Raw genomic sequence first — 25,770 nt, 5'->3', positions numbered from 1 at the left:
CTGCAGCGAGATAATTGTGTCTTCTGGCTCCGTTAAAGGCTGAATGGTTTACAGTAATAGTGACCGCTGCGTAAGTTAAGCTGAGGGAATAACGATGCAACGCACCTTTTCGGCATTCTGGATGGTCCTGTTTTTATTCGTCGCACCGCTTCATGCGGAGCCCAACGTCTATGGTGAACAGCGTATCAGCGGCTGGTGGAATGCGCTGACGGATGATATTTCGCAAACCTGGGAAGAGCCCCAACGTTACGACCTGTACCTGCCGTTTCTGAGCTGGCACGCTCGCTTTATGTACGACAAAGAAAAAACCGACAATTACAATGAAATGCCGTGGGGCGGCGGGCTGGGCGTTTCCCGCTATAACGAAGAGGGCAACTGGAGCGCGCTGTTCGCAATGATGTTCAAGGACTCGCACAACGAATGGCAGCCCGCGATGGGCTATGGCTGGGAGAAGGGCTGGTATCTGGATGATGCCAAAGATTTCCGTCTTGGGCTCGGTGCCGCAGCTGGCATCACGGCGCGAGATGATTTTGCAAACTATGTCCCGCTACCGTTCATCTTCCCGCTGTTTTCGGCCGGGTATAAGCGCGTTACCGTCCAGTTCACCTATATTCCAGGAACCTATAACAACGGCAACGTGCTCTTTGCCTGGCTGCGCTTAGGCTTTTAAAGGGTGATCACCTTTTTTGCCACGGCGTTAGACAATACCAGCATGGAGAACAGAACTGAGGTGACGAAGGTGAGCACAATCAACGCCAGCTTCATACCGAGAGAGGTCACCGGTATCAGCGCCGTCAGCAGATGAAACACCGAGTAGTGCACAATATACACGCCGGTCATCGTTTTGCTGATGGCGGCCAGAATGGACTCCTTAAATTCAGCATTGCGGCGAAAGCGCACGCCGTTCGCCGCAATCACCAGCGCGATGATTAAAATGTAAATCTGCGAGCCGGTGAGAATAAAGGCGTTTCTGTCCGCCTTGAACAGCGCGAAGAAGAAGTGGCGCTCGTAAAACCAGGTGAAGAGGTAGATAAACGGGATGGCGACAACCGCCGCCCTGACGACATTTTTGCGGCTAATCCACTCGGCAATTTTCGGGTCGCAAAAGAGTTGCCCCGTCAGATAAAACAGCAGCCATGTCCACAGCCGATACTGCGGTGAAAGAGAAAGGACGTGCGTTCCAGGATAGAGCGCTGACAGCAGATCGTATCCGTAGGAAAAGAGCAGCAGGGCAGCGATCGCGCCGCAGAACAGCCTTCGCCGCTGGCTGAGCCACTCCACCACCGGGTGGAAGGTGTAAATCACCACAAACGCAAACACGAACCAGGGCTGGATTAAATACCCGCGCTGATAGGGCTCCCACAGGTAGTAGATCGTTATCCAGAACAGAAAAACAATCACCAGACTTTTAATTTTACCGAGCTGCCAGCGGGTGCCGTGCCGTGATTGTCCGTCGAGATAGCCCGCAACGACAAAAAACAGCGGTGTGGCGATCGTCGAAATAAAGGTTAAAAACCCCAGGATCCAGTGATAGTCATAATCATAATGATCCCAGGTGTTGTAGATGGTAAAGAAGGTCACCGCCGTCATACAGCCCAGCGTCTTGATAATGTTCAGCCCTGTCGCATTCATTGTTGTTTGGCTTCGTCCTTACGATGGAAACACGCATAGATCACGGGGAGTACCAGCAGCGTCAGGATTGTAGCAAACCCCAGTCCAAACATAATCACAACGGCCATGCTCTGGAAGAAAACGTCCAGCAGCAGCGGAGCCAGGCCAAGTACGGTCGTGAACGCGGTGAGCAGGATGGGGCGCAGACGTGAGGTCGCGGCGTACACGATCGCGCTGTGCTGATCCTGTTGCGTTTTCTGCTGTTCGATCTCTTCCACCAGCACGATGCCGTTGCGGATGAGCATTCCGCTCAGGCTCAGCAGACCAATCAGCGCCATAAAGCCAAAGGGAATGCCGGTAAGTAAAAATCCCGGCGTCACGCCAATCAGCGCCAGCGGTACGGTCAGCCAGATAGCGACCGCATTTTTTACCGAGCTGAACATCAGCACCGTAATGACAAACATCACCAGATACCCGAGAGGTAGCGTAGTGAATAGCCCCTGCTGCGCTTCGCTGGAGTTTTCCGCGTCGCCCCCCCACTCGATGCTGTAGCCGTGTGGCAGGGGAAGGGCATCTACTTGCGGCTTCACCCGGGCGAGAATGTCCCCGGAGGTTTGCTGGCTCAGCGGGTCCGGGTCCGTCTGCACCGTCAGCACCCGCGAGCGGTCGCGTCGAAGGATGAGCGGATCTTCCCACTCCAGCGAGAAGCGGCTGACGACGTTACTCAGCGGGATATACTGCTGCCGCGTCTGGCTCCAGACCAGCACGTTGTTCAGGTGACTGGCGTCCAGCCGTTCGCTCTCAGGCGGGCGCACCACGACCGGAAGCAGGTCACTGCCTTCCCGATACAGCCCCGCCCGGCTGCCGGAGAAGTTCATCTCCAGCGCGTTGTCGACGTCCTGCTTATCTACGCCAAGCTCGCGGCCCAGGGCGGCAACGTACTGTGGGCGGATCACCTTGCTGCGGTTTTGCCAGTCGTTCCTGACGCTGCCCGTAGCAGGATCGCGGGTGAGGATGTCGTCCACCTGGCTGGCAATCAGGCGCAGCCGGTCAGGGTCGGGGCCTTTAATGCGCACCTCAATGGCGCTGTCGCCGGAGGGGCCAAACATCACGCGTTTGGTGCTGGCGTTGACCTGCGGATAGTTTCGCGCGATGTACTCGTCCACGTGGCGCGTCAGGGCGGAGATGTTGCGCTGGTCGTCCATCCGCACCATGATCTGCGCATAGTTGCTGTACTGGCGCTGTCCGCTGTAGGTCAGAATAAAGCGCATACTTCCCTGACCAATGGTTGAGACGGTGGTCTCCACGCCAGGCTGGCCGTTAATGGTTTTTTCGATATCGCTGGTCATTTTCTCAGTCCACCTGATATCGGTACCGTAGGGTAACCACAGGTCGACAAAGAAAATGGGCGTATTAGACGACGGGAAAAAGTTTTGCCGTACGGCGCCGAAGCCCCAGACAGACGCTGCCAGCAGCGCAGCCATCACAATGAGCGTCGGTGCCTTATGGCTCAGCAGCATGTTAAGCAGGCGCTGGTAGGCGCGGTAGAGTCGTTTATCGTAAGGATCTGACTCGTCGGTTTTATCGGGCGCGCTGTCGTTTTTAAACAACCACCACTTAATCAGCACCGGGGTGAGGGTGAGCGCAGAGAACCAGCTCAGCATCAGGGAAATCAGCAGCACCTGGAACAGGGATTTACAATATTCCCCGGTGGAATCCTGCGACAGGCCGATAGGAGCAAACGCCAGGATGGCAATCACCGTCGCCCCCAGCAGCGGCAGGGCGGAGCGGCGGATGATGTAGTTTACGGCAGTCAGCAGAGGCGAGCCCTGCTGTCGGGCAATCAGCACCCCTTCGACAATCACGATGGCGTTATCCACCAGCATGCTGAGGGCAATAATCAGTGCCCCGAGCGAGATGCGCTGTAGCTCAATGCCACACAGATACATAATCAGCAGCGTGCCCAGCACGTTAAGGGCGAGAGAAACCGCAATGATGATCCCGCTGCGTACGCCCATAAAGATCAGCAGCACGCCGATGACAATCGCCAGCGCCATCAGGAAGTTAATAATAAAACCGTTAACAGAGTGGCCCACTTCGGCTGCCTGATCGTAAAACAGGTCTATCCGTATGCCTGCCGGTTTTTCCGCCGACATCTGGTTTAGCTTCGCCTCCAGCGCGTGGCCCACGTCGATCACGTTCACCCCGGGAATAAACGAGACGCCCATGGTGACGGCTTTTTTGCCGTTGGCATGGTAGATACTGGCTGGCGATTCGTTCAGCCCGCGCGACAGCGTGGCGATATCCCGCAGACGCGTCGCCGCCCCGATGCCGGAAGGCGTGATGATGAGATCCGCCAGTTCATCAAGATTCCCGAACTCGCCGGTCGGGTGCAGGCGAATGGATTCGCTGCCGGAGGTGATTTCTCCTGCGCTGGAAACAACGTTAAGTCTGCTGAGCAGGGCGGAAAGCTGGTTCAGCGTAATGCCGCGCGCGGCCATTTTGCTCAGGGAGATATCAATGTTGACCTGCTGGCTAATCGCCCCACCGATGGCGACCTTCGCAACCCCGGGGACCAGAATTAACTCGCGGCGAAGCTGCTCCGCGTATCTCACCAGTTCAGGGTTACTGAATTCATTCCCGGAAATGGCGAAGAAGAAGCCGAACACATCGCCGAAATCGTCATTTACAAAGGGCGTGACGACGCCGGGCGGGAACTGACGCGAGGCATCGCCCACGCGGCGGCGCAGTTCATCCCAAATCTGCGGCAGCTCGTTCGAGTGATAGCGTGACGCGATGTTAACGGTGATTTGCGACAGACCGTTTGACGAGATAGAGCTGACGTTATCCAGATAAGGCAGCTGCTGAAGGGCATTCTCCAGCGGAAGCGTCACCTCTTCTTCAACCTGCTGAGCGGATGCGCCGGGGTAGTGGGTGACCACCACTGCGGTTTTGATGGTAAAGGCGGGATCTTCCAGCCTGCCGATATTCAACAGGGCAAAAATCCCCCCGATGCCCAGCAGCAGGATCGTTAGCCAGACGCGAACAGGGTTATTGATAAATTGACGAGAGATATCCATTACAGTCCCCGTTCACGCGTCCAGATACGCACCGGCTGGTTAGCATGGAGCTCCCCAACGCCCGCAGCCACCACGCGTTCGCCCGCCTTAAGCCCGCTGGTGATCTCCACGCCTTCAGTACTCACTTGTCCCACGCTGACCTTGCGGTCTTCAAGATGGAGCGCGTCGCCTTCGCCCGTTACGACCCAGACGTGCGGCTCATTGCGCGGGCTGTTGTCCGGGTTAAAGACTGCCTCAACCGGTACGACCAGCGCCTGAGCGCCCGCGCCCGCCGGGAGGTTGGTTAAATTGATGGTCACCGTACCGCTTACGCCACCGACGGCGGGAAAATCATCTGGCCGCGGCATGGTGAGTATCACCTGCCAGGTCAGGGTATTGCTGTCGCTGCTGCCCGAATGCTCTTTGTAGACGGCGGTAAATTCACGATCCGGAATGGCGTTAATTCGCACCACGGGGCGATACTGCGCGTTGCGGATATCAAAGGTCTTAAACAGGTTTTCGGGGATACTGAACACCACGTCAAGCAGGTCGGTGCGGGTTAACGTGGCAATGGGCTGTCCGGGGGACACCACCTGATGATTTCGGACATGTACGCTGGCCACCGTCCCGCTGAAGGGGGCGACGAGCGTCATCTGATTCAGCTCTTCTCGGGCAATCTGCAGCGCCGCATTCGCCGAATCTCGGTTCGCACGCTGCACGTCCATTTCCGCTTTCGAAATCGCCTGCCGGCCCGCCAGCGTCTGGAAACGATCGAACTGCCTCTGGGCCAGCGTCGCCGCCGTTTGTCTGTCGTTAACCCGCTGCTGGGCTTCACGGGCGTTCAGTCTGGCAAGCTGTTGCCCCTGCTTGATGGCTGCGCCCTGACGCACATCCAGCGCTTCAATTTGACCTGCGCGCTTGAAGGAAAGGTCTGTGGCATCGCCCGATTCAATGCGGGCGGGGAAAACGCGCTGCTGGGCGTGACCGGGAACCGTCACCTCCGCCACTTTTACCATCCTGGGAAGGGGAGAGTCTTGCTTCGGTTTCGGGTCGCACGCCGTGAGCGTTAACAAAACGAACGGTAAAAGAGAGAGGTAGCGGTTCACTGTATTCCCCTAATAAATAACTGTTTTATTTATTCCATAACCTGGACAGGGGTGACACTATTCTGCCAGAACAGTGACGACCATATAGGTAAATAAACCAATCGCCGTGCTGGCGATAATGGCAAGCGCAATAAACATACCCAGACGGATCAGGCTTAAACCATACATACATTCCTCCATGAGCCGGAAGCGGTAGCTGACTATGAGCATAGTCGGCGAAAAGATAAATGTTAAATAACCATTATCAGTGGGGAAGCGCTAAACCTGATATTCCTGTGCTACGTTTAATGTTAATCATCTTTTTTTACCGTAACTGGCATTAAGGGCAACCCCCTGCATTTAATGCGTTTTTTTGCTTCATTCACTCTCGTGTTGGTTATAAAAAGGATGCTCGATATGTATAAAAACATTCTCGTTCCGGTGGATGTCTACGAGACAAGCCTTGCGGATAAAGCGTTGCAGCATGCACAGTTTCTGGCGCAAAGCGCATCGGGTGACATTCATTTGCTGCACGTCATGCCCAAATTTTCAGCCGAACTGACGCGTGGTTTTATTTCAGATGCGCGCAAAATGGATGAATATATGATTAATAATTCGAAAGAAAAGCTGTCTGACCTGGTCAAAAAAGTAAATTTGCCAGAAGAGCGTGTTCATCTCCACGTCCGTAGCGGGAATGTTCGTGATGAGGTTATTAAGCTGGCGGATGAACTTACCGTCGGCGCGATTATTGTCGGCTCGCGAAATCCAAATATTCAAACCCATTTGTTAGGATCGGAGGCGGCAAGTATTGTTCGTTACGCACATGTTCCTGTTTTCGTTATTCGTTAATTACAGAGAAGCAAGGTGATTTCTGAATAGAACCTGAGGAAGGAACGATGAAAACAGGAAAACCTGAACGTCCGTATTATCAACAAACCGTTGATGAAACCCTGTCGAATATTCACTCCACCCTGGAAGGCCTTAGCGGCACAGAGGCATCAGCCCGACTTCAGCAGCATGGTGAGAATGCGTTACCGCAAAAAAAGGGCAAACCTGCCTGGCTGCGCTTCCTGGCGCATTTTAACGACGTATTGATTTACGTTCTGCTGGTGGCCGCGTTGCTTAAGCTCTTCATGGGCCACTGGGTAGACATGTTTGTGATCCTTGGGGTTGCCATCATTAACGCGCTGATTGGCCATATCCAGGAGAGCAATGCTGAAAAATCGCTGCAGAGTATTCGCAATATGCTCTCCAGCGAAGCCGTGGTGGTACGACAGGGGAATCACGAAACGATCCCCACCACGGCGCTGGTTCCGGGAGATATCGTGGTGATCCGCGCCGGGGATCGTATCCCTGCGGACCTGCGCGTGATTGAAGCGCATAACCTTCGCGTGGAGGAGGCCATCCTGACCGGCGAATCCACCGTTGTTGAGAAAAACAGCGATGCGTTAAGCGGGGAACTGCCTTTAGGTGACCGGTATAATCTGCTCTACTCAGGCACTACCGTTAGCTCCGGCGGCGGTAAAGGCGTGGTGGTGGCAACCGGGGGCGAGACCGAACTGGGCCACATCAATCAGATGATGTCCGACATTGAAAAACACCGCACGCCGCTGATGGTGCAGATGGATAAGCTCGGTAAGACCATCTTCATCACTATCCTGGTGATGATGGTGGCGCTGTTTGTCTTTAGCCTCCTGTTCCGGGATATGCCGGTTTCTGAACTGGTGCTGTCGCTTATTAGCCTCGCCGTTGCCGCCGTGCCGGAAGGCCTGCCGGCCATCATTTCCATCATCCTTTCGCTTGGCGTACAGGCCATGGCGCGTCGCAAGGCTATCATTCGCAAGCTGCCTACGGTGGAAACGCTGGGGGCGATGACGGTCATCTGCTCGGATAAAACCGGCACCCTGACGATGAATGAAATGACGGTCAAAGCGGTGATTACCGCTGACACGACCTATCGCGTAGAGGGCGACAGCTACGAACCGGTGGGGAATATTCACCCCGTAGATGACCCGACGCCCGTCAGCGTGACGCAGGGTTCCCTGCTGGAACGCTATCTGCGCACCATTGATCTCTGTAATGACAGCCAGCTGATCAAAGACGAGCAGGGGCTGTGGAAAATCACCGGGGGCCCAACCGAGGGCGCGCTGAAGGTGCTGGCGGCGAAAATCCCGCTCCCACCGCTCGATACCGAAATGCGCAGTAAAATCCCGTTTGATTCGCAGTATAAATACATGTCCACGCTGTACCGGCTGGGCGATGAAGAGGTGATTTTAATCACCGGCGCGCCGGACGTCCTGTTCCGCCTCTGCCAGTACCAGCAGACGAATGACGGGCTGCAGCCGTTCGATCAGCCTTACTGGGAAGGGAAGATTGAAGAGTATGCCCGTGAGGGGCTGCGCATGGTGGCTGCGGCCTGGAAACCTGCCCACGAGGGACAACGCGAGCTGGATCATCCGGACCTGCATGACGGCGTGATCCTGCTGGGTATCGCAGGAATGATGGATCCGCCGCGTCCGGAGGCCATTACCGCCATTGCCGACTGTCTGCAGGCCGGGATCCGCGTGAAAATGATCACCGGCGACCACCCGCAAACGGCCATGAGCATTGGGCAAATGTTGGGGATTGGTAACGCCGCAAGCGCTATCACCGGACGTGAGCTGGAGGCGATGGACGATCGTCAGCTGAGCGACGCCGCACAGCAGTACGATATTTTCGCCCGAACCAGCCCGGAGGATAAATTCCGCCTTGTGCAGGCTCTGCAAAGTAAACAGGAAGTCGTGGGCATGACCGGGGATGGCGTAAATGATGCCCCCGCGCTCAAGCGGGCGGATGTGGGTATCGCCATGGGGATTAAGGGGACGGAAGTGACCAAGGAAGCCGCCGACATGGTGTTAACGGATGACAACTTTGCCACCATTGCCAGCGCGGTGCACGAGGGACGCCGGGTTTACGACAACCTGAAAAAGACCATTCTGTTCGTTATCCCCAGCAACATCGCGCAGGCCCTGCTGATTATCATCGCGCTGCTGGCGGGGAACCTGATCCCGCTGACGCCGGTCCTGATCCTGTGGATGAACATGGCGACGTCGGCAACGCTGTCGTTTGGCCTGGCGTTTGAAGCGGGTGAGAAGGACATCATGAACCGGCCACCGCGCAAGGCGAATCTCCATGTGATGGACGGCTATGCCATCTGGCGCGTGGTGTTTGTCGGTCTGATGATTGCCATCAGCGCCTTCGTGCTGGAAGCCTGGCTACAGCCGCGCGGCTACTCGGCAGAATTTATCCGCACCGTGCTGCTGCAAACCCTGGTCACTGCGCAGTGGTTCTACATGCTCAACTGTCGCGTGAATGACGGCTTCTCGCTGAGCAAAGGCCTGCTGGCGAACAAAGGAATTTGGATCGTGAGCGGCGTACTGCTGGCGTTGCAGCTTCTTATCATTTACGCACCGTTCATGCAGATGCTGTTTGGCACCGAAGCGCTGCCGTTCCGCTACTGGGTCATCACCTTCCTGATTGGTTTTGTGATGTTCCTTATTGTCGAGGCGGAGAAAGTGCTGACGCGCAGGTGGCGCAAAACCGAGGCGTGATAGCGTAAACTGAGAAAGCCTGCCTGAGTCCGGGCTTTCTCTTTTTTGAGCGCAGAAAACTATGATTCGACTTACCTGGTTCGTCCTTACGCTGTGTGCCGCTGTACCCGGTGCGTTTGCCGTAACCTATACGCTCCCGCCGGAAGGCAGTCGTCTGGTGGGCACCCCGATTATCATCACCGTTCCCGAAGGCAATACGCTGCCTCTGGAAGCCTTTGCCGCGCAGCACGGGCAGGGGCTGAGCAACCTGCTGGAAGCAAACCCGGGCGTGGATCCTTTTTTGCCCAAACCTGGCACCCGGCTGGTGATACCCCAGCAGCTGATTTTGCCTGACACCGTCCGCGAGGGCATTATCGTCAATGCGGCGGAGATGCGTCTCTACTACTACCCGCCCGGCGGTAACACCGTTGAAGTGCTGCCCATCGGTATCGGTCAGGCCGGGCGTGAAACCCCGCGTAACTGGGTGACGGCCGTTGAGCGTAAGCAGGAGGGGCCAACCTGGTCTCCAACGCCGAACACGCGCCGTGCCTATGCGGCAGAAGGGAAAACGCTGCCGGCATTCGTGCCCGCCGGGCCGGATAACCCGATGGGGCTGTATGCGATTTATATCGGCAGGCTGTATGCCATTCACGGCACAAACTCGAATTTCGGCATCGGGCTGCGGGTAAGTCAGGGCTGTATTCGTCTGCGTAATAACGACATCAAATACCTTTTCGATAACGTTCCCGTGGGAACCCGCGTGCAGCTTATCGATCGGCCCGTAAAGATGACCACGGAGCCGGACGGCAGCCGCTGGGTGGAAGTTCACGAGCCATTATCACGTAACCGTGCGGAATTTGAGTCAACCCGGAAAGTGCCGCTGCCTATTTCAGCCGCGCAGCGAACGCAGTTGATAAACGAGGGCGCGGGCGCTGAACTGGAACGGCGGTCGGGAATGCCGGTTAAGATTGGCATGTGAAGGGATAGCGCGGGCTGGTGCCCTCACCCCAGCCCTCTCCCGCGGGAGAGGGTGCACACACGAGCCCCGTAGGTCGGGTAAGGCGCAGCCGCCACCCGACAATTTTACCAGATGCAGAAAAGCAAAAAGCCTGCTTTAAAAGCAGGCTTTTCAAATTTGGCTCCTCTGACTGGACTCGAACCAGTGACATACGGATTAACAGTCCGCCGTTCTACCGACTGAACTACAGAGGAATCGTGTGAACGGGGCGCATATTATCGACCTGCGTTCGCCTTGTCAAAGGGTGGATCAACGCCTTTTGATCGTTTGCTGACAAAATCGGCAAAGTGATGTTTTTGGCAGCGGAATGCACCGTCATGGTGCGGGTATACCCCTAATGGGGCAGATCATAAACTGCTGTTTCGGTAATAAAACCCCCCTCCATGATTAGGTTTCCTTATTTTCAGGCGCTTAGCGAACAATTTAGACCGCCTGGTAAAAGTGGCATTCATATTGCAAAACCTGTTCAACAACGACAGCCGGTTCCGGCACAGCATTTCGAACAGGGGGCAAAATGAACTTAAGACGACTGAAATACTTCGTAAAAATCGTCGATATCGGCAGCCTGACTCAAGCGGCAGAAGTGCTGCATATCGCGCAGCCTGCGCTGAGCCAGCAGGTGGCTACTCTGGAAGGCGAGATGGATCAGCAGCTGTTGATCCGCACCAAACGCGGCGTCACGCCAACGGAAGCAGGCAAAATCCTGTATACCCATGCGCGCACCATCCTCCGCCAGTGTGAACAGGCGCAGCTGGCGGTGAATAACGTGGGACAGACCCTGAGCGGGCACGTGTCTATCGGCCTGGCGCCGGGAACGGCCGCGTCCTCTATTACTATGCCGCTGCTGCAGGCCGTCCGCGCCGAGCTGCCAGAAGTGCTGGTGTACCTGCACGAAAACAGCGGCTCCGTGCTGAATGACAAACTGCTCAACGGCCAGCTGGATATGGCGGTCCTTTACGATCGCTCCCCGGTCGCCGGCATCACCAGCCAGCCGCTGCTGAAAGAAGATCTCTACCTCGTGGGCACCCGCGACTGTCCGGGCCAGAGCGTAGACCTTACCGCCGTGGCAGAAATGAACCTTTATCTGCCGCGCGACTACAGCGCCGTGCGCGTGCGCGTGGACGAAGCGTTCTCCCTGCGCCGCCTGACGGCCAAAATCATCGGTGAAATTGACTCAATCTCCACGCTCACCGCGGCCATTGCCAGCGGAATGGGGGTGACGGTTCTGCCGGAATCCGCAGCCCGCTCGCTGTGCAGCGCGGCAAACGGCTGGATGGCGCGGATCACCACGCCTTCGATGAGCCTGCCGCTGTCGCTGAACATGTCTGCACGCGGTTCGCTGACGCCGCAGGCACAGGCGGTAAAAGAGATTTTGATGTCGCTGGTCAGCAAGCCGTCGCTTGAGAACCGTGAACTCCAGCTCGTGAGCTGATATTCCATAAAAGCATAAGATGCTGGTTTTTATTATTTGTTCTGCAGCGCGGCTGACTCTAACAATAGAGCTATGTCAGATGCGCCGGAGTGAACCGTGAATTTCCAGCAACTTAAAATTATCCGTGAGGCGGCCAGGCGGGACTACAACCTGACCGAGGTCGCCAATATGCTTTATACCTCTCAGTCCGGCGTCAGCCGCCACATCCGCGAGCTGGAAGAGGAGCTGGGCATAGAGATCTTTATCCGTCGCGGCAAGCGGCTGCTCGGCATGACGGAGCCGGGTAAGGCTTTGCTCACCATCGCTGAGCGGATCCTCAACGAGGCAAGCAACGTGCGTCGTCTGGCGGATCTCTTTACCAATGACGCCTCGGGCGTACTCACCATCGCCACCACCCACACCCAGGCGCGCTACAGCCTGCCGCCGGTGATTAAAGCGTTCCGCGAACTTTTCCCCGACGTCCGTCTGGAGCTCATCCAGGGCACGCCGCAGGAAATTGAAGTGCTGCTGCAAAACGGTGGGGCGGATATCGGCATTGCCAGCGAACGCCTGAGCAACGACCCGCTGCTGGTGGCCTTTCCCTGGTTCCGCTGGTACCACAGCCTGTTACTCCCGGTCGATCATCCGCTGAATCAGGTTTCCCCTCTGACGCTGGAAGACGTTGCGAAATGGCCGCTGATCACCTACCGCCAGGGGATCACCGGACGCTCGCGCATAGACGAGGCCTTCAACCGCAAAGGGCTAACGCCGGACGTGGTGCTGAGCGCGCAGGATTCTGACGTGATCAAAACCTACGTCGAGCTGGGTCTGGGCATTGGTCTGGTGGCGGAACAGTCCAGCGGAGAACGCGAGGACGGGAACCTGGTGCGTCTTGATACGCGTCATCTGTTCGACGCAAACACCGTATGGCTTGGCCTGAAGCGCGGGCAGCTGCAGCGCAACTACGTGTGGCGCTTTATCGAACTCTGTAACGCCGGGCTGTCGGTGGATGAGATTAAACGTCAGGTGATGGAGCCGGAAGAAGTGGCGATTGATTATCAGATTTAGGTGCGGGTTTGCCCGGTGGCGCTGCGCTGGCCGAATCAGGGGGCAGGGATGTCGTCACTTGTTGTAAGTAGTGGGGACATGCTGCTGCATCAATTCAACGATCCAATCAATAAAAACGCGCAGTTTGGCGTTAACGTGGCGGTTCGGCGGAAAGGCCAGGTACAGGGGCATTGGGTTAATACGCCAGTCTTCAAATAGCGGAATCAAGGAGCCACAAGCCTGATGTGCTGCCGCCATATAAACGGGTAGCGCAATCACGCCTAATCCCGCGAGCCCGGCTTCGAGGTAGGCATTACCATCATCCACTGCAAGCACGTAGCTGCCCGTGATTTCAATATGTTCGCTCTCACCGTGCAGTACCAGAGGATCAACCTTACCGGTGCGTGAGGACAAGAATCCCACTATGCGATGGTCCGTGTTTTCCAGCTCTCGCGGATGCGCAGGTGCGCCGAGGCGTTCCACATAGCTCGGTGCGACGTAAACACCGATTTGTAAATCACCGACATGGCGTGCGATCAGGGACTGGTCGTTGATTTCGCCGCCCCGCACGACGCAGTCCACGTTGTCGCCGATCAAATCCACCACCCGGTCACTCACGCCCATGTCGAACTGGATATCAGGGTAGCGCGCGTGAAAAGCCGGTAGCGCGGGCACCAGCACCAGGCGGGCGAGAGGAGTGGGCACGTCCACCCGTAGTCGCCCCCGGGGCATCATCGTTGCACTGGACAGGCTGTTTTCAGCATCTTCCATGTCCGCCAGCAGGCGGATGACGCGCTCGTAGTAGACCGCGCCATCAGGAGTCACACCGAGCCTGCGGGTGGTGCGGTGGAGCAGCTTGACGCGCAGGCGCGCTTCCAGCTGTTGAATAAGCTGCGTCACCGTGGTTTTGCTCATATGAAGCGTTTGGGCAGCCTTGGTGAAACTGCCTGCCTCCACCACGCGAGCAAAGGCGCGCATCGCATCGAAACGATCCATCCGTTGTTCTCTCTTTTCACCGATTGTTTGGATATTACAAACAATGATGGACAAAGTCGCTTGTTTATCCGCCCGCTACAGCACCTGTAAAGTGTCTTTATGTTCACCGGGCAGATTTCGCCCCATTACAGAGGCACAAACATGACAACACGCGAAGCCGTTTTTCCCTTCGGTCGGCAGGCGCTCTACGAGCGCAACCGGTATTCACCCGCCATCAAATCTAACGGCTTCCTGTTTGTTTCGGGACAGGTTGGTAGCCGGGAGGATGGTTCGCCTGAAGAGGATCTCAACGCGCAGATCCGGCTGGCATTCGATAACCTTAATGCTGTTCTCGCTGCTGCGGGCTGCACGTTCGGTGACGTGGTTGACGTTACCCTCTTTGTCGTCGATCCCGAGTCAAACCTCGACGCAATCTGGAGTATCCTGCCAGAATATTGGGGGGAAGCGCCTTACCCGACGTTGACCGGGATCGGCGTGACGTGGCTGTACGGATTCCAGTTTGAGATTAAGGTGATTGCCAGGCTGCCCTGAGCGTTACGGGTCTTTCCGACGGTCAAAAGACAATACAGCGGGCGCAGCTCCGATCCGGAAGCCGCCTCGCATTTCGTTTATCCAATTCGCCATAATCCTTTGAACCGCAAAAAGAGTTTTCTATTATCAGCCTTCTTAGTTCCGCGCTTCGTTCCCGCCTGCACTGTCCTTCGATGGATTACGGCTTTATGGACACCTAAATACGAAAAGGAAATCACCATGAATCTGATGAATAATTGTGCACTTCCCGTCATGAATGTTATATTAAAATATAATATCCGGAGGTGCGCTATGTATACAACTCGTCTGAAAAAGGTCGGCGGATCCATCATGCTGGCGGTTCCTCCCGCTATGCTGAAAACGCTGGAACTGTCGACGGACAGCGAAGTCGGCATGACCATTAATAATGGCTGCCTGATTATTGAACCCCAGAAGCGGCCTCACTATTCGCTTGAGGAGCTGCTGGCGCAGTGCGATCCGCACGCTGAAATGAGCGAAGAGGAGCGGGAGTGGATCGATGCGCCTGCGGTGGGCAGGGAGATCCTGTAAATGGACAGAGGGGAAATCTGGCTTGTTTCACTGGATCCGATTGCTGGCCACGAGCAAAGTGGAAAACGTCCGGTTCTTATCGTATCGAAGGCATCGTTTAACAAGCTGACCCGGTTACCGGTAGTGGTTCCCGTCACCAGCGGCGGAAACTTTGCACGTACAGCAGGTTTCACCGTTTCACTGGAAGGGGCGGGGACAACAACAACGGGCGTTATTCGCTGCGATCAGCCCAGAACCATTGATATGTCTGCCCGGAACGGCATGCGGCTGGAACGCATACCTGACGCCGTTGTAAATGAAGTGCTTGCCAGGCTGGATGCGATTCTGAATTAACATCAGTGACGCAGAAAAGCAAAAAGCCTGCTTCAAAAGCAGGCTTTTCAAATTTGGCTCCTCTGACTGGACTCGAACCAGTGACATACGGATTAACAGTCCGCCGTTCTACCGACTGAACTACAGAGGAATCGTGTGAACGAGGCGCATAGTAGCGACCTCAGTACGCCTTGTCAAAGGGTGAAAACGCACTTTTCGTTTGTTTGCCGACAATTTCAGCAAATCGCTGATTTTATAGCAAATTCGCGTTGAAATTACACAGCAAAATGCGCCGCCCGCAGGCGGCGCGCAGGATCAGAACAATACGGAGTAGTTCAGACCAAAGGTACGTCCACGGCCTTTATAGGTATACAGGCCCGGTGCGCCGTAGGTTGGGCTATACAGCCCCGGCGCGCGCTGGCCCCATGCGGTGGTGTAGTCTTTGTCCAGCAGGTTTTCCACGCTGAAGCTGACCTTACCCACCGGCAGGGCGTAGCTGCCCAGGAAGTCGACGGTGTTATAGCCATCGATCTTCTTGCCGTCGGAGTCTGACACGTCAAAGGTCTGCGTGCTCTGTACGCGCAGGGTCCAGTCGCCCGGCGCCCAGTTGACCCATGCGCTGGCTTTCGACGGGCTGGCGCTGTCGACCGTCAGCTTCTCCCATTTCCCGTTTTCGCGGGTTTCAGACTTGATAGCGTTGAAGTTCGCACCGGTGCTCCAGTCGCTGTCGGTGAAGAAATAGTCCACCTGACCTTCCACCCCGTAGATACGACGCTTGTCGTCTTCCAGGTTGATGGTCATATCCGTCTTGTTGATGGTGATGGTTTTATCCGAGAGCGAGTAATACGCCGCGACCTGCGTGCGCAGGTTATCGCCGGTGTAGCGCCAGCCCAGCTCATAAGCGTTGACCTTGATACCGTCCAGCGTCGAATCGTTCACGTTGACGCTGTTCAGCAGGCGATAGTGACCGTTGCTGAGCTGATAGGTGCCGGAGCCGTAGTACTTCGCCAGGTCCGGAATTTCGAAGCCCTGTGAGAAGTTAAACCATACCTGCTGCTGTTCGGTCAGGCGACCAAGGATCCCGGCGTTAAACAGGAAGTTGTTGTAATCGGTTTTCCCGCCCGGCACCGCGTCGGCGGAGGTGGCTTTCCCGGTGGCGATGGCCTGCTGCTGGGTATAACCGACAAAGTTGTCCACCTTGTTTTCGGTGTACTGATAACGCACGCCGCCGCTCAGGGTGATGGCGTCAATGTCGTAGCTGGCCTGCAGGAACGGGGCGAGGTTGGTGATGCTGTAGCCCGGGTAACGGCCCACGTTGTAGGCGTTATCCAGCTCCATGCCGCCGCTCGCCGCGGCCTTGCTCAGGTTGAAGAACTGCTGGTTGGCATCGAAGGTTTCGTGGTCGGCATCCACACCCCAGGTCAGCGTTAAATCGTCCACCGGCTTGCTGTTCAGCGTCAGCTTGCCGCCGTAAAAATCGGTTTTCTGCTGGGACGCGCCGATGCTGCTCACCACGCCTTTGGTCAGGGTCGGGAACGGATAATAGGTCAGGCTCTCGTCGCGATAGTAAATCTGTGCGACCAGATCCTGGCCCCAGAAATCGGTATTGGAGTACTGCAGGTTAATCAGATGGCGCTCGGTGCCCGGTACGCGGTCAGAATCAAGATTATCTTTGTTGTACGCGGTCGCATCGCCTGTTACCGCCGAGAAGTTCTTCCCGAGATACAGGCCATGCTTGCCGTCGGACTCGCTCTTGTAGTACTGGGTCGTCAGCTGCAGCTGCTGACGATCGTCAATGTTGATGGTGCCTGTGCCCATCACATCTATACGGTCGGAATACTGGAGGCCGGTCTGGGTGTTATCGATAATCACCTCGTTGCCTTTGCCGTCATACCAGCCGCCGTAGCGCTGATACGACACCGACAGACGACCGGAGGCATTGTCGTTGCCGCCGCTTACGGCTGCCGACACGTTCTCATCGCGATCGTTGTGGCTGTTAAACCCGCTCTTTGCCCCGGTCTGGAACTCAACTTCGGTATCCGGCTGGCCCTTTTTGGTGACGATGTTCACCAGGCCGCCGGTGCTGCCGCCGCCGTAGAGCGAGGTGGCGCCGGAGATCACTTCGATACGGTCAATGTTGAACGGATCGATAGAGTCCAGCTGGCGGCTGTCGCTGCGGGACGAGTTCAGGCGAACGCCGTCCACCATCACCATCATGGAGCGGCCGCGCAGGTTCATGCCGTAGTTGGTACGGCCCTGGCTGCTGACGTCCATACCTGGGATCAGCTGTGCCAGCACTTCTTTAATCTCTTTCCCGCCCTGAACCTGCTGCTCAATTTCAGCACGTTCAATGACCCAGGTGGTCTGCGCCATCTCCGCCACGCTGCGGTGCGCGCGGCTGGCGGAGACCACGATATTTTCTTCCTTTTGTTCTTCCGCCCACGCAGAGGTAGAAAGCATTGCAAGCAAGCAAGGATTTAAAACCCAAAGATGAGAACGTTTCATTGTTATGTTGATCCTGATTGTGTGTGTCAGTACTCGGTGGTTTTTGCTAATGATTTAAAAACCGGGCTGTTCTCCGGGCTGGTGGTGCTGCGCCAGTGGATAACGCCGGGTGTGGTGGCCAGCTCAAACGGCTCGTCGGCGTGCGCGCGATTGAGAATTCGCGCCGCGCGCCAGGCCATCAGGCTGAGCTGGGGTTCGGCAATGCCGAGACGGTGCATCCCGGCGTTCACGGCGAACAGGTGGTTGCTCTGCGGGCCGTCCCATTCGAGGGTGAAATCGTTGTTAATGCAGAAGGCTTCGTCCGTATCCAGATGCAGGCGGTGAGACAGCGGCGCGAGGAACGCGGGCTGCACGGCGCGGTAGCCGGTGGCGAAAATCACCACGTCGCTCTCCAGCTGCTCGCGGCCGCCGTCGAGGTGATGCTGAATGCTCAGGCGATGGCCGTTTTCCTGGCGCGTCAGCGCCGTCACCGAGCGGGACGGCAGGAGATGCGCCCAGGGTTTTTCACGCAGCACTTCGAAGCGGTGGTACATGGCGCGGTAAATCGCCAGCAGGGACTCGGTGGTGATCCCGTCGGACGTCATCTTCTGCTCGTGCAGCATCTGCCGACGGGCCTCTTCACCCAGCGTGGAGAAGCTGTCCACGTACTCCGGCGTGAAATACTCGTTGGCAAAGGCGGCTTCATCCAGCGCATTATAGTTATTGCGGCGCGATACCCAGTTCAGGCTCAGCGGCTGGCCCCATTCGCCGCGGAAGATATTCAAAAACAGGTCGGCGCCGCTCTGGCCGCCGCCGACGACGGTGACGCGCTTGCCCGCGAGATCCGGCGTGCGCAGCATCATCTCGCTGGCGTGGAAGCAGGTATCGTCCTGCGCGGTGACGCAGTCAGGCAGGTTGATCTGCTTGCCAATCCCCACGCAGACGTGGCGCGCCAGGAAACGGTCGCGCTGGGTCACCACCTCAAACAGGCCGCTTTTCTCATCAAAGCTCACCTGCTGTACCTGCTGGCTGAAGGCGAGATTGGTGAGGTTTTCCGCCGCCCAGCACAGGTAGTCCGCAAACTCTTCGCGGGAGACGGTGCGCTGCTCGGTGGTCAGGAAGCGGTAGAACTTTTTGCGCTGCACCAGGTAGTTCAGGAAGCTGTGGCGGTTGGTTGGCTCCACGGCGCTGACCAGATCCTTCAGGAAGCTGGTCTGCATGTGGCAGTCCGGCACCATCATTCCCGGGTGCCAGGAGAAGTGCGGTTTACGCTCAAGGAACAGCGAGCTAAAGCCGTCCAGCCCTTCGGCCAGAGCGGCGATGCTGAGGTTAAACGGGCCAATACCAATGCCGATGAAATCAAAGGTTTTCATTGCGCTGACTCCCGGGAGGCGAGAAAAAGAGGGTTATCAAGGTCGGTGACGTAGTTAGGCAGCATGCGGCTGCCGCCGTCGTGTTCGGAGAAGGTCAGTTTGACCGGGTTGAGGATCACGCGAATAATCTGCGGCTTGAAGAGATCGAATTTGGCGAAGCGCTCTGCCAGATCCGGGTGCGCCGCCATATACTCCCGTAAAACTCCGGCCAGAAGCTGGTAGAAACGCGTTTCGCTCACGCCGCATTGCAGCGTGAGGCGCGAGATAAAGCGCAGCACCGTCACAAAGTTACCGGTTTGCAGGTCGTGAATAATGTAATCCGCGCTCAGGCGCGCCGTGACGGCCTTCACCTGCTCCGGCAGGCTCTGGGCCTGCGGGAAATCCTCATCCACCAGGCGCATATCGCCCTGGAAATCTTTCAGCAGGATGCGCTGCGGGACGTAATCCTTCATCACCAGCGTCACGTTCTGGCCGTGGGCGATCAGCGCCACGCCGTAGCGGCAGAGCAGGTGATAGAACGGGATCACCGTTGCCTCGAACAGCTTTTCAAGCCACGCGTCGGCGCTTAGCCCCGAGCGTTTAATCCACGCGTCGATCAGCGGGCGCCCGGCGTTATCGGTTTCCATCAGCGCTGCCATCAGCACCGCCTGTTCACCGTCTTCTACATAACAGGACGGATTCTCGCGCCAGATCACCCCCAGCATCTCCTGATAGCGGTAGGGCGCTTTCGGCAATGCGGCATAGCCCTGATGCGACAGATAACCGGCTGCGGGTTCGCCAAGCACCTGAGCACCGGAGCGGATCAGCGTGGCGTCGGTAGCGAACTGCTGCTGCAGCCAGCGCGAAGCCAGCGGCCCGGCGGCAATGTACTTGCCCGGAATGCCGCGATAGCAGGAAGTGTTGTAGATGGTCAGCGGAAGCTTGATGTCATACGGCGCGCGACGGCTGGCGTTAGTGAGCGTGCGCAGGGACTGCTGCGCCAGATACTCGTCGCCAAACTCGCCCAGCTCAACCATCTCACCGCGCGCCAGCTGCGCCAGGAAATGAACGGCGATCTTCTGCTGCCACTGCCACGGGTGCAGCGGCACCGGCAGCCAGCCGTCGTTGAGACCCAGCGCCTGCCAGCGGGCGTTGAAGCGGGCGAGCTCGGCGTTGTCCATGGCGCTGGCCAGCAGAGCGTTGATATCGCAATCGGCGTCGCTGCTCCAGACCAGATGCTCTCGCTGAACGGCAACCCAGTGCAGACGAAAACGTCCGCGATACTCAGGCGCGTACTGACGCAGCGCGTCCAGGCCCCAGCCGCGGCGACCTTTGTTGAAAATAAACTTCGGGTGACCGCTCATCAGACACTGTAATTCGTCCGGGTCGAGGTGGATCAGCGCGTCCGCGTCCAGCGCTTCACGCGCCTGCAGCAGCTGCATGTCGCCGCGCAGCGTAGCGTAGAGATCTTCCATATGCTCTGCCGTTTGCGCGTCGCTCATCTCCAGCACTTTCGCCAGCTGCAGCAGCGCGCGTTCCGCTTCGACGGCATCGCCGCTGGCGGCGATCAGGCTGTCCGGGTCGATATGCAGCCAGCCCCAGATCCCGCGCGTGGCGCGAAACTGCCAGGACTCGTTGCCCATGGCGATGCGCCAGCCGTCCGACGAAACTGGCTCAGCGCGCAGGGTGCGTTCGTATTCCAGCTCGGCGAGGATCTTCGCTACCATCTCGCGGTTCACTTTCTGCCAGAGCGCGTTCACAGTTCCACCTCGCTGAAGAAGCGGTGGCGCTGGCTCATGATGAGGCGCGAGCGCTTGTGCGGGAAGTCGAACTCTTTCACCGTCTCGAAACCGGCGGAGGCCAGATGGCGGAACAGGCGCTGGTTGTCGAAGCGCGGCTCGGCCACGATGCGCGCGGTGCGCGGTTCATCGAGATACAGATAGTGGCTCAGGCCGCGCAGCCAGCTGCGGATGTACTGCGCGCCGCGCCAGTTCTCTTCGCCCACCAGCATGTGCAGCCCGCGGTCAAACGGCTGCCAGCGGTAGTGGCGGCCAATGCGGTCTTCTGGCGCCCAGTAGAGCTCAAAATAACCGAACGGCTGGTCGTCGAAGCAGCCGATAACCGGGTAGCAGTAGGTCGAGTCAAGCTGACGGCGCAGGTAGTTTTCCTGCTCGACCTGCGGGCCCGCCATCTCCCAGAAGGCGTTCACGCGCGGGTTGTTCATCCAGCGCGTAAAGCGCTCGCCGTCCAGCGCCACGTCGGCCACGCGGAAGCTGAGGGTGCGCTTAATTTGCGGATCGTAACGACGGTACACTTCGCCCTGCGGGCGGTGAGGACGCAGCGGGAAGTACAGCTGACGGCTTTCATCAAACTGCATCCCGCCGCTGGCCTGCGGCCGTTCGCCTTTCAGCCACAGCGGCAGCTGCCAGAAGGTTTCGCGTGCCAGATAGTCCCCGTGGGCCAGGCTAAACAGCGCCTGCGCCTGGGGGGCATCCTGCCAGGCTGCCCAGGGCAGGGTAATGCCGGTCAGCGCGGGCGCGGCAACAAACAGCTGATCGAGTGCTTCGACCAGCCAGCCGTCCGGGATCCCATTCAGACGCTCCAGCACCGTGCTGCCGTCGAGACCCAACGTCAGCGGCAGCGCGCGATCCGTTGCGGTGCAGCGAAAGCCGTAGCCGGAATGGACGATATTCGCGATTGCCATTACGCCTTCTCCTTGTAAAACGGGTTGCTAAAGTCGAAATAGATCACCGCCGGATCGACGATGGTGTTTTCATTGCGATCGTGCAGGTAGCAGAAGAAGTTGCCTTTGCAGTTCCAGGTCGGGCTGTCGAGCACGTAGTCGAGGCAGCGGGTCTGCTTCGCCGTGCGGCGCAGTTCGGCCAGCGCGTCGCGCACGCGGGACATCAGGCTCTCCTCACTGTCGAAACCGGCGGCGGCGAGGGCGGCGGTGACGGCAAGGGTAGAGTTCAGCAGCAGGTAATAAGGGAAGTAGCGCAGCAGCTGGCTCTCACCGAAGCGGTTTTCCACCTCGGTTTCGCCCGCTGAATTCAGCCACGCGTCGGCCCCTTCGGTCCACGCGCTGCCCTGGCAGTCGCGGTAGATCAGCCCGACGGGGAAATCCTGCTGCATCTCAACGAGGATATTTTGCTGGTGCGCCAGCAGGACCAGGCCGTAGTCCGCCTCGGCGCTGAACAGCGGGAGCAACACGCGGTCGCAATAGGCGTCCAGCCAGCAGCGGGCGGCCTTGGCGAGGGGTAAATCCAGACGCTGGCTCAGACGGCGCACCGCGGAGGCCAGCAGGCTGTCGCCGCCGTCCGGCGCGGCCTGGGTCAGGCTCACCAGCACGTTGGTCTGGGTGTCTGGCGTATCGAACAGCAGATTGACGCGCAGGGCCATCAGGCTCTCTTCCTGAATAACGCCGCTTTCGTCACGCAGCCCCGCCCAGCCGTCCTCCTGCATCACGCGCATGGTCGGGTAGCGGGCCTGTAAATCTTGCCAGCGTTCCGTTTTCGCCAGACGCGCCAGGCGCATTCCGCGCTTAACTTCTTTGACCGACAGCGTGCGCACGGAGTTGGTCAGCCGCACGCTGAGGGAGAACTTAATCATGTCGCTGTTGGTTTCGCTGTACAGCGAGCGGGACGAGCTGGTAGGCAGCCACTGCGCGCCCGCTTCGCCCAGGTCCTGCAATGCACCGTTTTCCGCCAGACGCTGGCACCAGTCCTGCTCCAGCAGAAAGTCGGCCTGCCACGGATGCATCGGCAGCAGCCAGCGGGTGTCGGTGAAGTGGCCGAGCAGCTCAGGCGCGCTCTGGGCCGCGAAGCGCAGCAGACGCTCGCGCAGGGAGACGTTCAGGCTGTCGCCGGCGACGAGCGCGCTCTCAACGGCAAACCAGCGCAGCGGGAAGCGGGAGGCGAAATCAGGAAGATAGCGACGCGCCTCTGTTTCGTTGAACGGCTCGTGCGACTTCGGCGCCGGATGAAACGCGTGGCCGACCAGCAGCGCCTGTTCCGCTTCAGCAAACGTCAGCGGCTTATCGCGCAGGTTTACCCAGCCGTGGCGCAGATCGATCGCCTGCCAGGTGTGGGCATGGCTTTCAAGAACGCGTTGCTTAAAACGCGCCAGCGTATCGGCATCTAGCGAGCCTTTTACTGACTGTTTTTCAAGAATTAAATCAACCAGTTGATCAAATGTGACGGCGTCACCGCCATCACTGTTGCTCTGAATAAGCGTTGCCGGGAAACGGTACTGATGATGCTGGGTGGAAGAGAAATAGCGTACCGGAACCCGAAGCGCCTGGGTTTGGGACAGCGGGATATGAATGTTCGGTAACGCATCCGCAGCGGTAGCGGGGAGATAGCGCCAGTCCTTCGTTTCGCGCAACAGGGCGTTCAAAAAACACTGGGCTGCAACGTCTGTACCGGCAGAGCGGGGCAGAGCACGCATAGATGTACCTCATTCCATGATTGATAATAATTCTCGTTATGATATTCATTCTGTTTACAGTCGCAACCATTTTTGCAATATTTGTTTTCATAAACTTCATGATTTCCACACATTTATTGACACTATGTTCACATTCTCATGCGCACTGACTCAGAAACATTGACCGAAAAGGTCATCTCAAAAGCCAACTGGCCCCTGGCGCTATGTGCGGGTTTATTAGGTATCGGGCAAAACGGCCTGCTGGTGATGCTCCCGCAGCTGGTGACCCTGACCGGGCTGTCGCTCTCGGTCTGGGCCGGTCTGCTGATGTTCGGATCCATGCTCTTTTTACCGGCCTCGCCCTGGTGGGGACGCCAGAGCGAGCGGCGGGGATGTAAGGCCGTGATGGTGGCCTCGCTGAGCGGCTATCTGGCCAGTTTCGCCGTCATGGCGCTGGTGGTCTGGGCGATGGCGGCCGGAAGGCTGGATACCGTCTGGGGACTGGCGGGACTGATTCTTTCACGTCTGCTTTACGGACTGACGGTCTCGGGGCTGGTACCTGCAGCCCAGACGTGGGCTATTCAGCGTGCGGGGCTGGAGAAGAGAATGGCGGCGCTGGCGACGATAAGCTCCGGCCTCAGCTGCGGACGTTTGCTCGGCCCGCCGCTGGCGGCGCTGATGCTCAGCGTCAGCCCGGTGGCGCCGCTCTGGCTGATGGCGGTCGCGCCGTTTATCGCCCTGCTGCTGGTGCTTCGCGAAGCCGCGGACCCGCCGCTGCCGCCGGTGGCGCACCAGGCGACCCGCCTGCAGGCCTCGATGCTGCCGTTCCTGCTGCTGGCGCTGCTGCTGGCGTCGTTGGTCAGCCTGATGCAGCTTGGCCTGTCACCGCATCTTAGCCCTCTGCTGGAGGGCAACGCCCGGGAAATCAGCCATCATGTTGCGCTTCTGCTGAGCCTGGCCGCGCTGGCCACGCTCGCGGCGCAGTTTCTGGTGGTCCGCCCGCAGCATTTCACTCCGGTGACGTTGCTCTGCATCGCGGCGGTGTTAATGGTCGCAGGGCTTGGGCTGATGACCGTCGCCGGTTTAACGCTGTTCTACGTGGGAATTGTTATCACTTCACTCGGGGCGGCGATGGCCACGCCGGGCTACCAGCTGCTGCTGAACGACAGGCTGACCACCGGGAAAGGCGCGGGCGTTATCGCCACCAGCCACACGTTAGGCTACGGCGTCAGCGCGCTGCTGGTGCCTGTGGTGACGCGCTTTTACGGCGAGCAGTCTTTGACGGTGGCCGCATGGGGAATGGCAGTGCTGTTTTTAGCGTTGAGCATAGGGATACGCTCAACCGAGCGGACCCCTGCTGAAAAGCCTTAATGGATCTGGCGGGAGGAATGGCCGCCAGACTCCTCATTTTGCCGCAGACGCTGGAGCGGATCCTGCTGATAAAACTGACAGAAACGCTGCCACAGCGCCGGGAAGCGGGGCGCGAAGAGCTCGGGCGCGCTGAAGAAATACTCCGAGAGCACCGCAAAGCACTCGGCCGGGTCGGTTGCCGCATAGGCGTCAATGCTGGCCGCGCTTTCGCCCACCAGGTCTATTTCATCCTGGATGTTATCCATCGCCGCGTGCAGATCGTGCTCCCAGCCCGCCACCTCGCGAAGCGGGATCAGCGGTACTCCGCTGGCGCGATCGCCGTTGCGGGTATCGAGCTTATGCGCCACTTCATGGATAACCAGATTAAAACCGGACGCATCGAACGAGTCCTGAATGTCGAGCCAGTTGAGGATAATCGGCCCCTGCTGCCAGCTTTGTCCGGACTGCACCACGCGCTGGTTGTGCACCAGCCCGATGTCATCTTCCCACTCGTCATCGACGATAAAGGGGGCCGGATAGATCAGCACCTCGTGGAAACCGTCCAGCCACTCAATGCCGAGCTCAAGCACCGGCAGACAGAAAAGCAGGGCGATGCGCGCGTTTTTCAGGGGATCGAGTTCGAAACCCTGCAGTGGAACCAGGCGTTTTTGCTGTAAAAAACGATCCGCCAGCTGAACCAGTTTCGCTTGTTCATCCGGCTTAAGATTAGCCAGAACAGGGATCGTCAGCGCGTCATCCCATGGCAGCGCCATATCCCGGCCAGCTTCATTCGTTTTCCAGGGCCACTTTATCATCGCTTTGCTCGCAAACTCGTCACTTGAACAAAAATGGGAAAGTCAGGTTTGGTTAAGATGCCAGAAAATCGCTCACTGCGACAATTCCAGCCTGAATAAACTATCATTCGTACGTAGCGGTGGGTAGCGGTTTACGGGCATCACCTTCATTTTGTG

Annotated in this window: 20 protein-coding genes and 2 tRNA genes; 10 read left to right on the top strand and 12 right to left on the bottom strand. The window is 57.9% G+C overall.

What is annotated here, in order from left to right; translation table 11 throughout:
* Positions 1–94: 94 nt before the first annotated feature.
* Positions 95–670 (top strand): lipid IV(A) palmitoyltransferase PagP, encoded by a 576-nt coding sequence (gene pagP / locus USF70_RS09805; RefSeq protein ID WP_033145939.1) that lies wholly within the window; start codon positions 95–97, stop codon positions 668–670.
* Here pagP and USF70_RS09800 read toward each other — a convergent pair.
* From USF70_RS09800 to USF70_RS09790, 3 genes are read right to left on the bottom strand one after another with little or no spacing between them, the layout of a single operon-like run.
* A complete protein-coding gene (locus tag USF70_RS09800; RefSeq protein WP_033145938.1) occupies positions 667–1,632 on the bottom strand; it encodes an acyltransferase in 966 nt (321 codons plus the stop codon). The genes pagP and USF70_RS09800 overlap by 4 nt on opposite strands.
* Positions 1,629–4,691, bottom strand: coding sequence for an efflux RND transporter permease subunit (locus USF70_RS09795; protein ID WP_320735583.1), 3,063 nt, complete (start codon positions 4,689–4,691; stop codon positions 1,629–1,631). The genes USF70_RS09800 and USF70_RS09795 overlap by 4 nt, the downstream gene beginning before the upstream one ends.
* The gene (locus tag USF70_RS09790) at positions 4,691–5,776 is read right to left on the bottom strand and encodes an efflux RND transporter periplasmic adaptor subunit (RefSeq protein WP_320735582.1); all 1,086 of its coding nucleotides are present in this window, start codon (positions 5,774–5,776) and stop codon (positions 4,691–4,693) included. Before USF70_RS09790 ends, USF70_RS09795 begins: the two co-directional genes overlap by 1 nt.
* Before the next feature lie 396 nt (positions 5,777–6,172).
* Between USF70_RS09790 and USF70_RS09785 the strand changes: the two genes are divergently transcribed.
* The 3 genes from USF70_RS09785 to ldtA all read left to right on the top strand — a co-directional run bounded on the left by USF70_RS09785 (position 6,173) and on the right by ldtA (position 10,303).
* Entirely contained in the window at positions 6,173–6,604 is a 432-nt protein-coding gene (locus USF70_RS09785) for a universal stress protein (protein WP_023312348.1), read from the top strand.
* A 47-nt stretch (positions 6,605–6,651) separates the two neighbouring features.
* Entirely contained in the window at positions 6,652–9,345 is a 2,694-nt protein-coding gene (locus USF70_RS09780) for a cation-transporting P-type ATPase (RefSeq protein ID WP_196354214.1), read from the top strand.
* Positions 9,346–9,406: 61 nt separating this feature from the next.
* Positions 9,407–10,303: a L,D-transpeptidase gene (gene ldtA, locus USF70_RS09775; RefSeq protein WP_047061146.1), complete on the top strand. Its 897-nt coding sequence runs from the start codon at positions 9,407–9,409 to the stop codon at positions 10,301–10,303.
* 157 nt (positions 10,304–10,460) lie between these two features.
* Here the strand turns inward: ldtA and USF70_RS09770 are convergent.
* Positions 10,461–10,536 (bottom strand) — tRNA-Asn (locus USF70_RS09770).
* A 320-nt stretch (positions 10,537–10,856) separates the two neighbouring features.
* On the opposite strand from USF70_RS09770, the gene nac reads away from it, so the two are divergent.
* Together nac and cbl are read left to right on the top strand one after the other, a co-directional pair.
* Complete coding sequence (gene nac, locus USF70_RS09765) at positions 10,857–11,774, top strand: nitrogen assimilation transcriptional regulator NAC (RefSeq protein ID WP_033145933.1); 918 nt, start codon at positions 10,857–10,859, stop codon at positions 11,772–11,774.
* Positions 11,775–11,870: 96 nt separating this feature from the next.
* Positions 11,871–12,821: an HTH-type transcriptional regulator Cbl gene (gene cbl, locus USF70_RS09760; protein ID WP_023336219.1), complete on the top strand. Its 951-nt coding sequence runs from the start codon at positions 11,871–11,873 to the stop codon at positions 12,819–12,821.
* A 54-nt stretch (positions 12,822–12,875) separates the two neighbouring features.
* On the opposite strand, the gene USF70_RS09755 is transcribed toward cbl, so the two are convergent.
* A complete protein-coding gene (locus USF70_RS09755) occupies positions 12,876–13,796 on the bottom strand; it encodes a LysR family transcriptional regulator (RefSeq protein ID WP_320735581.1) in 921 nt (306 codons plus the stop codon).
* Between the two features lie 141 nt (positions 13,797–13,937).
* On the opposite strand from USF70_RS09755, the gene USF70_RS09750 reads away from it, so the two are divergent.
* The 3 genes from USF70_RS09750 to USF70_RS09740 all read left to right on the top strand — a co-directional run bounded on the left by USF70_RS09750 (position 13,938) and on the right by USF70_RS09740 (position 15,209).
* Positions 13,938–14,327: a RidA family protein gene (locus USF70_RS09750; protein ID WP_058841452.1), complete on the top strand. Its 390-nt coding sequence runs from the start codon at positions 13,938–13,940 to the stop codon at positions 14,325–14,327.
* A 291-nt stretch (positions 14,328–14,618) separates the two neighbouring features.
* Positions 14,619–14,876: an antitoxin gene (locus USF70_RS09745; protein WP_320735580.1), complete on the top strand. Its 258-nt coding sequence runs from the start codon at positions 14,619–14,621 to the stop codon at positions 14,874–14,876.
* Positions 14,877–15,209 (top strand): type II toxin-antitoxin system PemK/MazF family toxin, encoded by a 333-nt coding sequence (locus tag USF70_RS09740; RefSeq protein ID WP_032658722.1) that lies wholly within the window; start codon positions 14,877–14,879, stop codon positions 15,207–15,209.
* A 54-nt stretch (positions 15,210–15,263) separates the two neighbouring features.
* Here the strand turns inward: USF70_RS09740 and USF70_RS09735 are convergent.
* From USF70_RS09735 to USF70_RS09710, 6 genes are all read right to left on the bottom strand, one after another.
* Positions 15,264–15,339 (bottom strand) — tRNA-Asn (locus USF70_RS09735).
* Positions 15,340–15,503: 164 nt separating this feature from the next.
* Complete coding sequence (locus tag USF70_RS09730) at positions 15,504–17,693, bottom strand: TonB-dependent siderophore receptor (RefSeq protein ID WP_320735579.1); 2,190 nt, start codon at positions 17,691–17,693, stop codon at positions 15,504–15,506.
* A 26-nt stretch (positions 17,694–17,719) separates the two neighbouring features.
* Positions 17,720–19,045, bottom strand: a complete 1,326-nt coding sequence (locus USF70_RS09725) for a lysine N(6)-hydroxylase/L-ornithine N(5)-oxygenase family protein (protein ID WP_320735578.1) — start codon at positions 19,043–19,045, stop codon at positions 17,720–17,722.
* Positions 19,042–20,784 (bottom strand): IucA/IucC family protein, encoded by a 1,743-nt coding sequence (gene iucC, locus USF70_RS09720; RefSeq protein WP_087822826.1) that lies wholly within the window; start codon positions 20,782–20,784, stop codon positions 19,042–19,044. The genes USF70_RS09725 and iucC overlap by 4 nt, the downstream gene beginning before the upstream one ends.
* On the bottom strand, positions 20,781–21,728 hold the full coding sequence (locus USF70_RS09715) for a GNAT family N-acetyltransferase (protein ID WP_320735577.1): 948 nt from the start codon (positions 21,726–21,728) through the stop codon (positions 20,781–20,783). The genes iucC and USF70_RS09715 overlap by 4 nt, the downstream gene beginning before the upstream one ends.
* Positions 21,728–23,470 carry an IucA/IucC family protein gene (locus USF70_RS09710; protein WP_320735576.1) on the bottom strand — a complete coding sequence of 581 codons (1,743 nt, stop codon included), beginning with the start codon at positions 23,468–23,470 and terminating at the stop codon, positions 21,728–21,730. The genes USF70_RS09715 and USF70_RS09710 overlap by 1 nt, the downstream gene beginning before the upstream one ends.
* A 138-nt stretch (positions 23,471–23,608) precedes the next feature.
* Between USF70_RS09710 and USF70_RS09705 the strand changes: the two genes are divergently transcribed.
* Complete coding sequence (locus tag USF70_RS09705) at positions 23,609–24,820, top strand: MFS transporter (RefSeq protein ID WP_320735575.1); 1,212 nt, start codon at positions 23,609–23,611, stop codon at positions 24,818–24,820.
* Here USF70_RS09705 and mtfA read toward each other — a convergent pair.
* Positions 24,817–25,614 carry a DgsA anti-repressor MtfA gene (mtfA, locus tag USF70_RS09700; protein WP_033145920.1) on the bottom strand — a complete coding sequence of 266 codons (798 nt, stop codon included), beginning with the start codon at positions 25,612–25,614 and terminating at the stop codon, positions 24,817–24,819. The two genes, USF70_RS09705 and mtfA, sit on opposite strands and share 4 nt — an antisense overlap.
* Between the last annotated feature and the right edge of the window lie 156 nt (positions 25,615–25,770).

Source organism: Enterobacter sp. 237C8, assembly GCF_034106865.1.
Taxonomy (GTDB): Bacteria; Pseudomonadota; Gammaproteobacteria; order Enterobacterales; family Enterobacteriaceae; genus Enterobacter; species Enterobacter asburiae_B.
This window is presented reverse-complemented; position numbering and strand designations above follow the sequence as displayed.